The organism is Hydrogenophaga sp. (genome assembly GCF_050250835.1).
GTDB lineage: Bacteria > Pseudomonadota > Gammaproteobacteria > Burkholderiales > Burkholderiaceae_C > Hydrogenophaga.
On record NZ_JBFWNX010000003.1, the window covers coordinates 105,431 to 119,807 of the forward strand.

Sequence of the window (14,377 nt, forward strand, 5' to 3'; positions counted from 1 at the left end):
ACATCGTTGAAGACCACCATGGCAGACATCCACATCGAGCGCGATCACCAACTGGGCTTGAGCGGCGCGCGCAAGCTGGCCTGGCGCTGGGCCGAACAGGCCGAAAGCGAGTTCGACATGAGTTGCACCTACGAAGAAGGTGACGAATGCGACGAGGTCCAGTTCACGCGCTCAGGCGTGAGCGGCACGCTCAAGGTGTCGGCCGAGCGCTTCGAACTTGACGCCCGGCTGGGCTTCCTGCTCGGCGCGTTCAAAGACCGCATTGAAAGCGAGATCGTGAAAAACCTGGACGATCTGCTGGCAAAGAAAAAACCCGCCGCCAAAAAGAAGAAAACCGGCTGATTGAGCCGGCTTTCGGTTTCCTCAGGACGTTCGCGGAACCTAGGACCCGTTCAGGTTCTCGATCAGGTCGACGTATTGCTGCATCGCGTCATCGCCAGACGTGCCTTTCAAGCCATTCCAGGCGTCCCACTTGGCGCGACCCACCATGTCGCCAAAGCCGGGTTTCTTCTCCGCGTTGTCACCAGTGGTGGCCTGTTTGTACAGCGCGTAGATCTTCAGCAGCGTGGCATTGTCCGGCCGCTCGCTCAGGTTCTTGGAATTCGCCACGGCGGCGTCGAAACGGGACTTGAGATCGGCCATGAAGTTTGCTCCTGATGGGATTGAAACGCCCGGCTCGATGAGGCCGGGCTTAGGGCTGTCCCGCTATCTTACGGGCTGGGCTGTCTGCACAATAGGGCCACACCCCCAAGACCAGCGGCGCCGGGCAACATCGACCCGGCTCACGCACCCGAGGAGCATTCATGGTTCAACGCGTTGCCGCCCGCAGCGGCACCTCTGTGCGCAAGACCGCAACTCGCACCAACCGCTCGGGGCCGCTGCCACTGGTCAAGCAGACCCTGGCCACCACGCTCGGCATCGAAGGCGAGCGCATGAGCAAGGTCGATACGGCCTGGTTGCGCATGGACTCGCCGTCCAACCTCATGATGATCGTGGGCGTGTGGATCCTGCGCCCCGGCATTGGCCATGCAGCACTTTGCGAGCGCGTGCGGGATCGGCTGCTGCCCTACCGACGCTTTGTACAGGTCGCCCGCGAGGACGCTGCAGGTGCGCACTGGGCCGACGACACCGATTTCCAGTTGGACCGCCATGTGGTCACCCATCGGCTGGCCCGGAGCCGGGGCCAGACCGAACAGGAAGCACTCCAGGCCCGCGTGGCCGAACTCGCCATGCAGCCGCTGGACCATGCGCATCCGCTCTGGCGCTTCGAGCTGATCGAACAGTACGGCGGCGGCTCGGCGCTCATCGCGCGCATCCACCACTGCATCGCCGACGGCATTGCCCTCATCAGCGTGATGATGAGCCTGGTCGACGGTGGCGGAGCGCCGCCACAGCGCAAGCGCCGCACTACCAGGGCCGGCCTGGAGAGCGCCGAGGACTGGCTGGCCGACACCTTGATCCGACCCTTCGGTGACATCACGGCGAAGGCCTTGGAAGCGGCAGGCGGAGGAGCCGCCAAGTCTTTCTCGATGCTGGCCGCGCCGCAGCAAAGCCTGAGCGACACACTGGGTCAGGCGGCGGACCTCGCGCGCATGGGCGGTCAGCTCGCCAGCGACCTCGCAGCGCTGGCGCTCATGCCCGACGACTCGCCCACCCGGCTCAAGGGCCAGCCCGGCACCGCCAAGCGCGTCGCCTGGTGCCAGCCCATTCCACTCGACGAAGTGAAAGCCATTGGAAAGGCGCTGAACAGCTCCGTCAACGATGTGCTGCTGGGCTGCGTGGCGGGCGCCATCGGCGCCTACCTGCGCGATCTGGGCGACGACACCCAGGGCAAGGAGATCCGCGCCATGGTGCCCATCAACCTGCGTCCGATGGAAGACGCCTGGAAACTGGGCAACCGCTTCGGCCTGGTGCCGCTGGTGCTGCCCATCGGGCTGGACAACCCGATCGAACGCGTGTTCACCGTGCGCTCGCGCATGAACAACCTCAAGGGCAGTCTGCAACCGCTGCTGACCTTCGGGCTGCTGTCGGTGGCCGGCCTGCTGATCAAACCGGCACAGGACGCGATGCTCAGCCTGTTCGGCCGCAAGACCACGGCGGTCATGACCAACGTGCCGGGGCCCGCCACCAAACTGAAGGTGTGCGGCTCGACACTGGAGCAAACCATGTTCTGGGTACCGCAGACCGGCACCGTGGGCCTGGGTGTGTCGATTCTGAGCTACGGCGGCGGCGTGCAGTTTGGCGTGATCGCCGACACCACGCTGTGCCCGGACCCGCAGAAAATCATCGACCAGTTCGAGCCCGAGTTTGCGCGCTTGCTAACCCTGACCTTGATGCTGCCCTGGGGTGAGGCCGGTACGAGCCCCCCACGCTCCGCCGCTTCGCGGGTCGCTGCCCCTTGAGGGGGCTGATCCGGCTTGGGCGGCCTGGCGCCAGATCGCTCGGTCAAGCCATCGCAAGACGGCGATCGGCGATCTCCAGCAGCCCGTCGAAGATCAGGCTCTCCACCAGCTCCACCGGCGTGGACATGCTCGGCGCCATCTTCCAGCCTGCACCGCCAGTCATGAAACACACCGGTTCTTCGCCACAGTGGCGGCGCAGGTTGTCCACCATGCGCTCGACCGCACCGGCAATGGCGAAGGTGCCGCCGCTGGTGAGGGCGTCGCTGGTGTTGGTGGGAAAGTCGCACACTTCACCGGTAGGCACATGCAAGCCGGCAGTGCCGGATTCGAGCGCGCGCAGCATGATGCCGTGGCCCGGCAGGATGATGCCGCCGAGGAAGCGACCCTCGGTGTCGATGGCCTCCACAGTCACGGCTGTGCCCACCATCACCACGACGCACGGCCGCTGCAATCCCCGCGCCAACATGCGCTGGCGCGCACCGATCATGGCCACCCACCGGTCGGAGCCCAGTCGGGCCGGATGGTCGTAGCCATTGCTCAGCCCTGCCTCTGCGCTGCTGGAGACGACCCACTGGGGCACCACGTCCCACATCTCCATTTGTTCCTCGACCCGGCGCTTGACCGCGTCGCCGGCCACCACGCAGCCCAACACCTTGTGCGGCGCGGGCAGGTCGTGCCAGTCGCCGTCTTGCAGAGATTCGATGTTTTCCAGGAACTGCGCTCCGCTGGCCAGCAGGGGTGCTCCCACGCGAGGAGCTTCGTACAGGGCCCACTTGAGACGGGTGTTCCCTACATCAAGGGCCAGAAAAGTCATGCGCGGATTATGACCACCGGGCGATCGTTCGTTTGGTGCGATGCAGCAAGATGTCCTCAACGGTTCGGCGCCGGGCCGCCCCAGGCCGAGGGGATGCGTTCAGATCAACCCGATCCAGCAGGCCCGTTGAACTGCGGCCAGTTTGTTGTCGGTCTGCAACTTGCCCATGGCATTGGCCAGGTGGTAATTCACCGTGCGCTCGGAGCAGTCCATGCGCTGCGCGGTCTCGCGCGCAGTCAGTCCCTCGAAGGCGAGGTTGAGGCTCTCCAGCTCGCGTGGGCTCAGCGCCACGCGCTGCTCGGCGATCGAGCGGCGCAGCATGGGCCATACGTTGAACGCCGACCATGCCAGCGCCGCCGCTTCCGAGCGATCCGCGAAGGCCCTCGGACTGAACATGAAGCATTCGAACGCGCGACCCGCCGGCAGGCTGAAGGCCACGCGCACCAGGGTCTGGTAGCCGTGAGCGAGCCACAGGCGCCGCCAGCGGCTCGACTGTTCGAAGGCAGATTTGGAAATATCCTGCCAGGCAACAAGAGGCGCGTCGCTGTCGCGCCAGCCGGCGCCGAAGTCCAGGCTCTCGGCCAGCGCCTGGGCCGGGCCCAGCAAACGGGGCGGGTGCACTGCCAGCACATCGCGCTGGTCTCGCCCACCGAGTGGATCGGGGCCCAGCACCAGCACCGCTTCCACACCTTGCTCGCGAAGGGCTGCCAGCCAGTCAGCCAGAATGCCATCCAGGCCGACACTGTCAAAGTTGACAGGCAAGGTCATGGTTTGCAACACCCTGTTGCATAGACAATGCCATCTGGGTCAGGATGGGAGTTGTCATACGCGGCAGGTGTCCGACGAACGAAGGAGTGCATATTGTCTTTGGACCGGTTGTGGATGGTCAGCGCCAGAGCCCGATTCTGGCGGTGGCTGCTGGACGAGGTCGTCCACGCGCCCATGGAGCCTATTCTGCACCCTTCCCGGAATCGGTTGTTGTGGATCGGCGCATTCACCTTCTCGGGCCACCTGCTCATCTATGGCATCTGGGGCCACTGGGTGCCCCAACCTTATGAGAACGTCTGGGCCCGCCTGCTCATGGCATTTCTGGCGCTCATCTACGTCCTGCCCAAGACATGCAGGGACCCCACCTCCACCGAAAGTGGCCGCCTGTTCAGCATCGCCACCTGGATCCAGCTGCCTTGGTTCTTCACCTGGATGTACTGGATGAATGGGGGCAACGCGGCCTGGGTGGCCAGTGTGGCGGCCATGATCCTGATCTACTACCACGCCACCGACTGGCGACTGGCGACCCTGGGGCTGATCTCTGGCGGCACCGCCGGGTGGCTGTCTGCCGAATTCCTGAGCGGCTCCACGCACGCTATCGAACAACCGCTGGCCAACACGGTGGTGATTGTCTTCGCCTGGCTGATGGGCTTGATGCTCGGCTTCTCCAGCGCCAACCTGCGCCGTGCCCGCCTGCTCAACACCTTGAGCACCATGGGCGTGATGGCGCATGAGTTGCGCACACCGCTGGCCACGGTGAATCTCATGGGCGATGTATTGCGCAACCTGGTGCAGCACGAGGTCCCCGAAGCCAAGCGCAAGAAGCTGGAGGAGCTGGCCACACGTCTGCAAAACCTCGTGCGCAGCATGAACCGCCAGATCGACACCCAGATCTCCAACGCCCAATTGATGCGGCTGCCGCGGGAGCAGTCCGCCATCATGGCGGCCGAGCTCGTACAGGAAGTGGTAAGCCAGTATCCTTACCGCTCTTCGCGCGAGCGTGACTGCGTGCAGGTTCACATCCAGCATGACTTCTGCTTCCTCGCATCGCGACCGTTGTTCGCCCAGGTCCTGACGAACCTGTTAAAGAACGCGCTGCATGCGCTGGCCGCTGCAAGCAACGCACCCAGTCCGGGCGACTTGCGTGTCGACGTCGGCATCCACCACGGCAAAGGACGGATTGCCGTGTCGGATGATGGCATCGGCATCACCCACGAACAGCAACAACGCATCTTCGAACCCTTTTTCTCGACCCAGGCCGGCGCGGGGAATGGCCTGGGCCTCACGTTCTGCAAGAACGTGGTGGAGACGGCCCACGGCCGACTCAGCGTGCACTCCGAACCCGGGCTCGGCGCGGTCTTCATGATCGACCTGCCGCTCAACAACCCCGCCGACCCGACCGAGGTTGCACCAGGCTGACGACACCATGGCACTCACGATTTCACTCTTTCACAGGCCAGGAGGCATTCTTTTCCTGGATGACGACACGGACTACCTGGAAATGCTGGGCATGGTCATTCCGGCTCACTGGCAAGTCGAGCTTTATTCCCGCCCCTCCGGTTTCTTCGCACGCATGCAGAACGAGCCCGCCCGCTGGGAGGCAGACGCCATGACCCAGTTGCAGATGATCGAGCGCTGGCGCCAGGGCCAGCCGTTGTTGCCCCAGGTGCTGCGCTACTGGGCCATCAACGCATCGCGCTACGAACTTGCCCAGACCTGCGTGGTGGACTACGCCATGCCGGGCACCGATGGGCTCAAGGTGCTCAACACGCTGCTGGACTGGCCAAGTTCACGCGTGCTGCTCACGGGCCAGGCCGACGAGCAGATCGCCATCCAGGCGTTCAACAACGGCCTGATCGACCAGTTCGTGCCCAAGCAGACCACCGACATCACGCGCCACCTGCTGGGCGTTTTGCGCAAACTGTCACAGACGCCGCATCCGCGCCTGAACACGCTGTGGCGTGCCGCACTGCGCCCGGCGCAACAGTCCATGCTGCAGATTCCTTCGGTGGCCCAGGCCCTGCGGGCCTACACGGAGCAGCACTGGGTGGAGTACGTGGTGCTGGGCGAGCCGTTCGGACTCATCGGTCTGGACGCCTCGGGTCAATGCCACTGGCTGCAGCTCGAACCCACGTCCAGCCTGCCCGACCTCGCCGAACTCGCCGGATCGGCCGGGCTGGGTTTCGATGCGGTGCGCGCGGTTCGCGCGGGACAACGCCTGGCCGCCGTGGAACTCCACCAGCAAATGGGCCTGCGCGGCCCCGTGCGCACCGCCGTGTCGTTCCCCATCGGTGACGACGGCGTGCTCACCGCGGCGGTGTTCTCACTGAATGCCGACGACCTGCCCCAGCCCATCTATGCCTACCGGCATTTTCTGGAAGCCCAGGGCGGGCGCGCCGTTCAGGATGACTAGGATCTGGGAATCTGCGCAGCAGAAGTCGTCGGCTGCAACGCGCGGAGAAAAGGCCCGCTTCGACGACTTCGGCCGCGCAGCCTTCTAGGCGGCCATTTCGAGTGGGCCGGCCTGAGCGCGGGCGCGACGGGCGCAAGGCCAGTCCCAGGGCTTGACGATGGGCGCAACTTCGCGCGCCACCGCCTCCAGATGCAGCAGCTCGGCCTCGGTCAGGGCCGAGTTGAGCGTAAGGCGCACCAGGGCTCGTTTGCTGCTGGTGGCCGGCGCGCAGAAGATCGCACCAAATACCCCACGGGTTTCGAGTTCATCGCGCAGGCGCATGGTGTCTGGTTCGGTACCGGCTTCCAGCGCAATGATCTGCTCGGTGCCGTGATGGATCGGGTAGCCCAGGCCGCTGAGCGTGTCGCGCACGCGAGCCGTGATGACCTTGAGGCGAGCCCGTTCCGCGTCGGCCTTCTGCAGGACTTCGACCGTGGCCTTGAGGCCAGCGATCTCGTGGGGCAGCAGGCAGGAGCTGAAGATGTTGGGAAAGCTCGAACTCAGGATGTAGTAGCGCATGCTGGCAGGCGCGGTGAAGAAGCCCGCGCGACCAGCCACCGACTTGGCCAGGCTGGCCGAGATGAAATGCACGCGATCGGTCAGGCCGAGCTCGGCGCACAGACCGGCACCCGAAGGGCCATGGGTGCCCAGGGAGTGGGATTCGTCCACCAGAATCATGCTGCCGTGTTTCTCCACGACTTCAAGGATCTCCTCCAGCGGGCACACCGATCCGGTGGTGCTGTAGACCGAATCCACCACCACCACACCCGGACCGTTCTTGGTCATCATCTTGTCCAGATGGGCGGGATCGTTGTGGCGGAAGGCATGGGCGGGTGCGCGCGCGGCGTGGGCACCTTCCCAGAGCGAGGCGTGGGCCTGCGTGTCGAGGTAGACCGGGGTGTTGGCGTCGGCGATGGACTGCAAAAGGCCAACATTGGCCGAGTAGCCCGACTGGCAGACGAACGCATCTTCCTTGCCCACCCAGTCGGCCAGCGACATCTCCAGCGCTCGCGTGGGGTGCTGCTGGAGCAGGAACACGCCGGACTGCACCACGAATTCGCTGCTGCGCGTGATGGCCTCCACCTGGGCCGCGACGATGCTGGGATGGCCGGTCACGCTGAGGTAATCGTTGCCGTCCAGACGCACAGCGTTGGGACCCGGCGAGGATCCATGAAGCACAAATTTGCCGCCCCATGGGCCGTTCCAGCGCGGTTTAAAGTCCCTTTCGATGCGCTGCAACAACGACTTGGACAGCGGTGGCTCCTTAGAGACGGCTTCCCTGACCAGTTCCAACGTTCCCATGGAGTTCTCCTAACGGATAGAAAACCCCATTGAAAAAAGAAATCCGTGAAAAACCGCACGGACCCTGTCAGGATTGACAGGGGTTGTGACGCTTTCTACTCAAGTTTTGGCAGTTTCAGCCGACAGGCGGTGACGCAAAACCGCAACAACGCGCCGTGACATATGTCTCAGTTCTGCCGCCAGGGCAGTCCGCGCAACCGCCAACCACCCTTGCGACCGCGTTGCGCGGTGGCGTCAGGGTCGCCTTCAAAGCCCTCGACGATGTTGTAGGCCTCCAGCCCCAATTCGGTGGCCCGTTTGGCGGCGGCGATGGAGCGCACGCCGCTTCGGCACAGCAGCACCAGCTTTCTGCCGCCTGAGGCTTCCTGAACCTGGCGGTCGAATTCCGGGTTCAGGGCCATGCCGGGCCACTGTTTCCAGGCCACCGGCACCGCGCCCGGCACAAACCCCACCCATTCACGCTCGGCGTCGGTGCGCACATCGACCAGCACCGCCTCACCCGCCTGCGCCCACTGCCACGCCAGTTCGGGCGACACATCACCAGCGTAGCTTCCCTGGTGGGTGCCAGCAGCAGGACTGGGCCTCATCGCCAGAACACCGTCGGCGTCGTGGCGCAGTCCCGAACTCAGGTTGGCAGGCACGGCTTCGTCAATGCGGCGTGGCTTGGGCAATTGCAATGAATCCATGAGGGCCACAAACTCGGCCTCCGACTTGCCCGCGACTCGCGCGTTGCCGGCTTTTTCCTGGCCGATGCTCGAATGGCTGCGGCCCTGGTAGTCGTGGCCAGGCCAGACGGTGGTTTCGTCGGGCAGGGCGAACAGCACCTGTGTGAGGCTGCGGTACAGGTCGCTGGCGCTGCCCGACTGGAAGTCGGTCCGGCCACAACCGTTGATGAGCAACGTATCGCCCGTGAAGACATGCTGGCGCCACAGGAAGCTCATGCTGCCGGCGGTGTGACCAGGCGTGTGCAGCGCCTGCAGGGTTTCGGCACCGAACTTCAGCGTGTCGCCGTGCTGGAGCTGCACACCGGCGGTGCCGATGCCGCAGCCCAGTGGTGCCGCAGTGCGCGCACCGGCCAGCTCGGCCAGGCGTCCGGCGCTGGTGATGTGGTCAGCGTGGGCGTGAGTCTCCACCGTCCACACCAGTTTGAGGCCGTATTCCTGCAGCGCGGCCAGGTCGCGTTCGAGCTGCTCGTCGACGGGGTCGATGATGACCGCCTCCCTGCTCAGCTGGTCGAACAGCACATAGGTGTAGGTACTCGAGGCAGGATCGAACAACTGGATGGGCTTCATGGCTTGCAGGCCCTCAGGCAAAGCGAGCCAGCATATCGGCCACCTCGTCGGGCGGCACATCGCCCTGCACCATCACGCAGCCCACCAGCGCATAGAAGGTCTTGTCCAGCGCCTTGCGGGCGGCGGCGAGTTGCTGAGCCACCTTCTCGCAATCGGCATCGGATTCAATGAGCTTCTGGATGCCGCGCAACTGCCCTTCGGCGCGCTTGAGGCGCAGCAGAAGAGCTCTCTTGCGGTCCGGATCCTGCACGGTGGTCATCTTGATTTCCTTTGTGAGGGCATATACCCCGTCAAGTATTCTAAAAGCCCCGTGTCTGCAACAGGGCGCAAGCCCATTGGGAAATGCCGGGATTCAATATCAGATAGACCGATTTTGCACGACGAGGCGTGGGCATCTCCGGAGCGCTGCCTGCGTCGGTCACCGACTTGACCGTCGGTCGGTGAAAACCCTGCGCGGCGCGGCGGGCCTTGAGCGCATGATCTGCGGTCCTGCAACCTGTACTGGAGACAAACCAATGACCGAGAAAAAGACCGTCACATCGCGCCGGGGCATGCTCAAGGGCGCTGCCGTTGCGGCCGGCGCCATGTCCGTGCCGATGATCGCCACCGCACAAACCACCTCGCTTCGATTCCAGAGCACCTGGCCATCCAAGGACATCTTTCACGAGTACGCCCAGGATTTCGCCAAGAAGGTCAACGACATGGCGGGCGGCAAGCTCAAGATCGAGGTCTTGCCTGCGGGCGCTGTGGTTCCCGCATTCCAGTTGCTTGAAGCCGTGGGCAAGGGCACGCTGGACGGTGGCCATGGCGTCGTGGCCTACCACTACGGCAAGAATTCCGCCCTGGCGCTCTGGGGCTCCGGCCCCGCCTATGGCATGGACCCCAACATGGTGCTGGCCTGGCACAACTACGGGGGCGGCAAGGCGCTGCTGGATGAGATCTACGCCAGCCTGAACCTGGACGTGGCGTCGTACCTGTATGGCCCCATGCCCACGCAGCCGCTGGGCTGGTTCAAGAAGCCGGTGGCCAAGGTCGCCGACATGAAAGGCCTGAAGTTCCGCACCGTGGGTCTCGCGGTGGACGTGTTCACCAAGATGGGAACCGCCGTGAACCCGCTGCCTGGCGGTGAAATCGTGCCGGCCTTGGACCGTGGCCTGATTGATGCGGCCGAGTTCAACAATGCCTCCAGCGACCGCCTGCTCGGATTCCCCGACGTGGCCAAGAACTGCATGCTGCAAAGCTTCCACCAGAGTGGCGAGCAATTCGAGATCTTGTTCAACAAGACCAAGCTCAATGCCCTGCCGGCCGAAGTCAAGGCGATCGTCGACTACGCGGTGCAGGCCGCGAGCGCCGACATGAGCTGGAAGGCGATCCAGCGCAACTCGCAGGACTACATCGAGTTGAAAAAAGCCGGCGTGAAGTTCTACAAGACGCCCGACCCGATCCTGCGTGCGCAGCTCGCCGCCTGGGACCAGACCATTGCCGAGAAGGCCAAGTCCAACCCGATCTTTCAGAAAGTGCTGGACTCGCAGAAGGCGTTCGCGCAACGCGCAGGCCAGTGGCAGAACGACTACATGGTCGACTTCAAGATGGCGTACAACCATTACTTCGGCAAGGGTGCAAAGAAGTCCTGACCGGACCTACCCTCGCTCGGGGCGCCTGCGGGCGCCCCTTTCTGTTTCTGGAAATTCACATGCAACAACTACTACTGGCCGTTGACAGGATGTCGACCTGGTTTGGGAAGGCCTGCGCCTGGAGCGTGATCGCGCTCACCCTGCTCATCACCTGGGAAGTGTTCTCCCGCTACGTGCTCAACAACCCCCATGCCTGGGTGCTGGATGCGCAGATCATGCTGTACGGCCTGCTCTTCATGACCGCAGGCGCCTACACACTGGCCAAGAGCGGCCACGTGCGCGGCGACGTGCTCTATGGCTTCTTCCGTCCGCGCACGCAGGCGGCGATCGACCTCACGCTTTACCTTCTTTTCTTCCTGCCCGGCATCGTGGCCCTGACTTACGCCGGCTGGTTCTTCGCCAACGAGTCGCTGGCCATCCGTGAACAGACTTTCAATGCCGATCCGCTGCCGATCTACCCGTTCAAGTTCGTGGTGCCCATCGCCGGCGCTTTCCTGCTGCTGCAGGGCATCGTGGAGATCATCCGCTGCGTCATGTGCCTGCAAAGTGGCGAGTGGCCCTCGCGCGAGGAGGACGTTGAGGAAGTGGACGTCGGCAAACTCAAGGAAATGGTGAACGTGAAAGACGCCGACATTCAAGCACTGGACAGCCTCGTCGACAAGAAAGGCGGCCAGTGATGCGCATACCCAAGGAACTCTGGTTCGGCTTTTCCCTGATGGCGCTCATCTGCGCTGCGGCTCTTGCAATGGTGTTCAGCGTGGACACCATGACCAACGGCCACTACGGCCTGCTGATGCTTTCATTGGTGGTCGTGGCCATCATGCTTGGCTTTCCCACCGCCTTCACCCTCATGGGCATGGGCATGATGTTCGCATTCTTCGCCTACCACTCGGGAGACCAGACGGCAGCGGGCGCCATGAAACAAACGCTCGACCTGATGGTGCAGCGCGCGTTCTCGGTGATGGGCAACGACGTTCTGATCTCGATTCCGCTGTTCGTCTTCATGGGTTACCTCGTGGAGCGCGCCAACCTGATCGACAAGCTCTTCCGAAGCCTGCATCTGTCGCTGGCTCGCTTGCCAGGGTCGCTGGGCGTGGCCACGCTGGTGACCTGTGCGGTTTTCGCCACCGCCACCGGCATCGTCGGTGCGGTCGTCACGCTCATGGGTCTGCTGGCTCTGCCGCAGATGCTGCGGGCGGGCTACGACGTGCGCCTGTCAGCCGGCGTCATCACCGCCGGCGGCTGCCTGGGCATCCTGATCCCGCCGTCGGTGCTGTTGATCGTGTATGGCGCAACGGCCGGGGTGTCGGTGGTTCAGTTGTACGCGGGCGCTTTCTTCCCCGGCATCATGCTGGCGGGCCTGTACGTCCTCTACGTGATCCTGATGGCCAAGCTCAAGCCCGCCTGGGCGCCACCGCTCACGGCCGCGCAGCGCTTCGTGCCGCTGCCGGCGCCGCTGACGGCCATCGGCGCCACAGGTGATGGCTGGGCCGTCTCCAGTTTGTTCAAGGCCTTGAATGGCAAGCGCAACCAGGGCGTGTCCACTGGCTACCTCTTGGGGCAGCTCGGCATCGCGCTGTTGCCGGCCGTTCTGTTTGCGGCCGTGGCCTTTGCCAGCTACCAGAGTGCCACCACGGTGGTACCCGTGGAAACCTACGAAGAACTGCAGTCCTTGGGTGCGAGCACCAACGTAGACGAAGACAGCGGCAGCGAAGGCGGTCTGGCGGAACCAGAATCCGATGACGGCGGTCTGGCGGAGCCACCATCCGACGACGCCGTGGCCGAGCCGCCGGGAGCCAGTGCCGACGACGTGGCAGAGCCACCGGGTGCCGACAGAGACGCCCCCGCCACGAGCGAGACCGCTGCCTCGGTGGCCGAGCCTGCGGGGGCAACAGAAGCAGCAGGCTCGGCCACCGAGGCAGCAGCCACCACCAAACCGGCATCGCTGAGCTTCTGGATCGGGTTGGCCGTGGGCACGCTGGCCATGGTGGTCTTCTACGCCATCCTGAGCTTCACGCGGCTGGAAGTCTTCAAGATGCTGCTCTCCAGCTTCTTCCCGCTGCTGGTGCTGATCCTGTCGGTGCTGGGCTCGATCGTCTTCGGATTGGCCACGCCGACCGAGGCGGCGGCGGTTGGTGCGTTCGGCGGCTTTCTGCTGGCGGCAGCGTACCGGCAACTCACCTTTGGCGTGGTCAAAGAAAGCGTGTTCCTCACCGCCAAGACCAGTGCCATGGTGTGCTGGCTGTTCGTGGGGTCGGCCATTTTCTCGGCCGCATTCGCGTTGCTGGGCGGCCAGGAACTGGTGGAGACCTGGGTGCTCAGCATGAACCTGAGCAAGACCGAGTTCCTGATCCTGTCGCAGGTGCTGATCTTCGTCCTGGGCTGGCCGCTGGAGTGGACCGAGATCATCGTGATCTTCATGCCCATCTTCATCCCCCTGCTGGACAATTTCGGGGTGGATCCACTGTTCTTCGGCTTGCTGGTGGCGCTGAATCTTCAGACCGCCTTTCTGAGCCCCCCGGTGGCCATGAGCGCGTTCTACCTCAAGGGTGTGAGCCCGCCCCACGTGACTTTGAACCAGATCTTTGCCGGCATGCTGCCTTTCATGGGCATCCAGATCCTGGCCATCGTGCTGCTCTACCAGTTCCCGGCGATCGGCATGTGGCTGCCACAGGTGCTGTACCGCTGATCCGGACGGCGGCTGCAAAAAACCCCCAAGGGGCGCTCGGGCGCCCCTTTTTTCGTCTGATCGGGTTAACATCGTGCGTTGTTGACGTTTACGTAAACGTCAACACTCTTCCCACCCTGCCCGACGCCCATGCCCAGCCCCGACGACGTCAACCTGCCCTTTGCCCGTGCGGCCGTGCTCGCGGGCAAAGGTGCACCCTGGCGCGACTGGCAGGTGGCGCCCAGCCAGGCCCGGGGCGTGTCGCTCAAATCCTTCAAGACCGACGCCAAGCCGTTTTCCAGCGGCAGCAAGTCGGCAGACCAGGCAGCCGTGACAGCGCTGGCCGGCGAGCTCGATGAATTGCAGAATCTTTTCTACGCCGATCGACGCTTCAAGCTGCTGGTGGTGCTGCAGGGCACCGACACCTCGGGCAAGGACGGCACGGTGCGTGGCGTGTTCGCACGCACCAGCCCGCTGGGCGTCCACACCGTGGGCTGGAAGGCGCCCACCGAAGCCGAACGCGACCGCGACTACCTCTGGCGCATCCACCAGAAAATACCCGCCGCGGGCGAGATGACGGTGTTCAACCGCAGTCACTACGAGGATGTGCTCGTGCCCACGGTCAACGGCTGGATCACGCCCGAACAGACGCGGCAACGCTACGAACACATCAGGGATTTCGAGCGCCTGCTGGCCGAAACCGGCACGGTGATCCTCAAGTTCATGCTGCACATCAGCAAGGACGAGCAGCGACAGCGGCTGCAGGAGCGCGTGGACGACCCCACCAAGCACTGGAAATTCAGCCTGGGCGACCTGGAAGTGCGCAAACAGTGGGACGACTACCAGGCCGCCTACGAAGCCCTGCTCAACGCCACCAGCACACCCTGGGCGCCATGGACCGTGGTGCCCGCCGATTCCAAGACACACCGCAACCTGATGATCGCCACCGTGGTGCGCGACACGCTCAAGACGCTGAAGCTTCGCTTTCCGCCCGAGGACCCGGCATTGACCGGGCTTCGCATCGACTGACCCCCGACGAACGAGA

14 protein-coding genes and 1 pseudogene are annotated in these 14,377 nt (G+C 64.1%); 8 read left to right on the top strand and 7 right to left on the bottom strand.

The window, feature by feature from the left end; translation table 11 throughout:
- Positions 1-18 precede the first annotated feature (18 nt).
- Positions 19-342: a polyhydroxyalkanoic acid system family protein gene (locus tag AB7F11_RS05600; RefSeq protein ID WP_428289340.1), complete on the top strand. Its 324-nt coding sequence runs from the start codon at positions 19-21 to the stop codon at positions 340-342.
- Positions 343-381: 39 nt separating this feature from the next.
- On the opposite strand, the gene AB7F11_RS05605 is transcribed toward AB7F11_RS05600, so the two are convergent.
- On the bottom strand, positions 382-642 hold the full coding sequence (locus AB7F11_RS05605) for an acyl-CoA-binding protein (RefSeq protein ID WP_428289339.1): 261 nt from the start codon (positions 640-642) through the stop codon (positions 382-384).
- A gap of 290 nt (positions 643-932) precedes the next feature.
- On the opposite strand from AB7F11_RS05605, the gene AB7F11_RS05610 reads away from it, so the two are divergent.
- Positions 933-2,402, top strand: coding sequence for a wax ester/triacylglycerol synthase family O-acyltransferase (locus tag AB7F11_RS05610; RefSeq protein ID WP_428289358.1), 1,470 nt, complete (start codon positions 933-935; stop codon positions 2,400-2,402).
- Positions 2,403-2,445: 43 nt separating this feature from the next.
- Here the strand turns inward: AB7F11_RS05610 and AB7F11_RS05615 are convergent, their stop codons facing one another.
- Both AB7F11_RS05615 and AB7F11_RS05620 read right to left on the bottom strand, forming a co-directional pair.
- Positions 2,446-3,216 carry a type III pantothenate kinase gene (locus AB7F11_RS05615; RefSeq protein WP_428289338.1) on the bottom strand — a complete coding sequence of 257 codons (771 nt, stop codon included), beginning with the start codon at positions 3,214-3,216 and terminating at the stop codon, positions 2,446-2,448.
- A gap of 99 nt (positions 3,217-3,315) precedes the next feature.
- A complete protein-coding gene (locus AB7F11_RS05620) occupies positions 3,316-3,984 on the bottom strand; it encodes a LuxR C-terminal-related transcriptional regulator (RefSeq protein ID WP_428289337.1) in 669 nt (222 codons plus the stop codon).
- A gap of 93 nt (positions 3,985-4,077) precedes the next feature.
- Here AB7F11_RS05620 and AB7F11_RS05625 point away from each other — a divergent pair, with 93 nt between their 5' ends.
- Positions 4,078-5,403 carry a sensor histidine kinase gene (locus AB7F11_RS05625; RefSeq protein WP_428300728.1) on the top strand — a complete coding sequence of 442 codons (1,326 nt, stop codon included), beginning with the start codon at positions 4,078-4,080 and terminating at the stop codon, positions 5,401-5,403.
- Positions 5,404-5,410: 7 nt separating this feature from the next.
- A complete protein-coding gene (locus AB7F11_RS05630) occupies positions 5,411-6,397 on the top strand; it encodes a response regulator (RefSeq protein ID WP_428299909.1) in 987 nt (328 codons plus the stop codon).
- Between the two features lie 84 nt (positions 6,398-6,481).
- Here the strand turns inward: AB7F11_RS05630 and cqsA are convergent, their stop codons facing one another.
- The 4 genes and pseudogenes from cqsA to AB7F11_RS05650 form a co-directional block, all read right to left on the bottom strand.
- Positions 6,482-7,738, bottom strand: a complete 1,257-nt coding sequence (gene cqsA / locus AB7F11_RS05635; RefSeq protein ID WP_428289334.1) for an alpha-hydroxyketone-type quorum-sensing autoinducer synthase — start codon at positions 7,736-7,738, stop codon at positions 6,482-6,484.
- 167 nt (positions 7,739-7,905) lie between these two features.
- Entirely contained in the window at positions 7,906-8,325 is a 420-nt protein-coding gene (locus AB7F11_RS05640; RefSeq protein ID WP_428289357.1) for a rhodanese-like domain-containing protein, read from the bottom strand.
- Between the two features lie 204 nt (positions 8,326-8,529).
- A pseudogene (locus AB7F11_RS05645) lies at positions 8,530-9,090 on the bottom strand (MBL fold metallo-hydrolase); the annotation flags it as partial.
- The gene (locus AB7F11_RS05650) at positions 9,044-9,289 is read right to left on the bottom strand and encodes a metal-sensitive transcriptional regulator (RefSeq protein ID WP_428289333.1); all 246 of its coding nucleotides are present in this window, start codon (positions 9,287-9,289) and stop codon (positions 9,044-9,046) included. The gene AB7F11_RS05650 and the pseudogene AB7F11_RS05645, both read right to left, overlap by 47 nt.
- Positions 9,290-9,545: 256 nt before the next feature.
- Between AB7F11_RS05650 and AB7F11_RS05655 the strand changes: the two genes are divergently transcribed.
- The 4 genes from AB7F11_RS05655 (at position 9,546) to AB7F11_RS05670 (ending at position 14,361) form a co-directional block, all read left to right on the top strand.
- A complete protein-coding gene (locus AB7F11_RS05655) occupies positions 9,546-10,664 on the top strand; it encodes a TRAP transporter substrate-binding protein (RefSeq protein WP_428289332.1) in 1,119 nt (372 codons plus the stop codon).
- A gap of 59 nt (positions 10,665-10,723) precedes the next feature.
- Positions 10,724-11,341, top strand: coding sequence for a TRAP transporter small permease subunit (locus AB7F11_RS05660; RefSeq protein WP_428289331.1), 618 nt, complete (start codon positions 10,724-10,726; stop codon positions 11,339-11,341).
- Positions 11,341-13,353, top strand: a complete 2,013-nt coding sequence (locus AB7F11_RS05665) for a TRAP transporter large permease subunit (RefSeq protein ID WP_428289330.1) — start codon at positions 11,341-11,343, stop codon at positions 13,351-13,353. The genes AB7F11_RS05660 and AB7F11_RS05665 overlap by 1 nt, the downstream gene beginning before the upstream one ends.
- A gap of 129 nt (positions 13,354-13,482) precedes the next feature.
- Complete coding sequence (locus AB7F11_RS05670) at positions 13,483-14,361, top strand: PPK2 family polyphosphate kinase (RefSeq protein WP_428289329.1); 879 nt, start codon at positions 13,483-13,485, stop codon at positions 14,359-14,361.
- Positions 14,362-14,377 lie beyond the last annotated feature (16 nt).

Coding starts and splice junctions, on each gene's coding strand:
- AB7F11_RS05600 (WP_428289340.1), top strand. CDS start 19: ATGGCAGACATCCACATCGAGCGCGATCACCAACTGGGCTTGAGCGGC.
- AB7F11_RS05605 (WP_428289339.1), bottom strand. CDS start 642: ATGGCCGATCTCAAGTCCCGTTTCGACGCCGCCGTGGCGAATTCCAAG.
- AB7F11_RS05610 (WP_428289358.1), top strand. CDS start 933: ATGAGCAAGGTCGATACGGCCTGGTTGCGCATGGACTCGCCGTCCAAC.
- AB7F11_RS05615 (WP_428289338.1), bottom strand. CDS start 3,216: ATGACTTTTCTGGCCCTTGATGTAGGGAACACCCGTCTCAAGTGGGCC.
- AB7F11_RS05620 (WP_428289337.1), bottom strand. CDS start 3,984: ATGACCTTGCCTGTCAACTTTGACAGTGTCGGCCTGGATGGCATTCTG.
- AB7F11_RS05630 (WP_428299909.1), top strand. CDS start 5,411: ATGGCACTCACGATTTCACTCTTTCACAGGCCAGGAGGCATTCTTTTC.
- cqsA (WP_428289334.1), bottom strand. CDS start 7,738: ATGGGAACGTTGGAACTGGTCAGGGAAGCCGTCTCTAAGGAGCCACCG.
- AB7F11_RS05640 (WP_428289357.1), bottom strand. CDS start 8,325: ATGAGGCCCAGTCCTGCTGCTGGCACCCACCAGGGAAGCTACGCTGGT.
- AB7F11_RS05650 (WP_428289333.1), bottom strand. CDS start 9,289: ATGACCACCGTGCAGGATCCGGACCGCAAGAGAGCTCTTCTGCTGCGC.
- AB7F11_RS05655 (WP_428289332.1), top strand. CDS start 9,546: ATGACCGAGAAAAAGACCGTCACATCGCGCCGGGGCATGCTCAAGGGC.
- AB7F11_RS05660 (WP_428289331.1), top strand. CDS start 10,724: ATGCAACAACTACTACTGGCCGTTGACAGGATGTCGACCTGGTTTGGG.
- AB7F11_RS05665 (WP_428289330.1), top strand. CDS start 11,341: ATGCGCATACCCAAGGAACTCTGGTTCGGCTTTTCCCTGATGGCGCTC.
- AB7F11_RS05670 (WP_428289329.1), top strand. CDS start 13,483: ATGCCCAGCCCCGACGACGTCAACCTGCCCTTTGCCCGTGCGGCCGTG.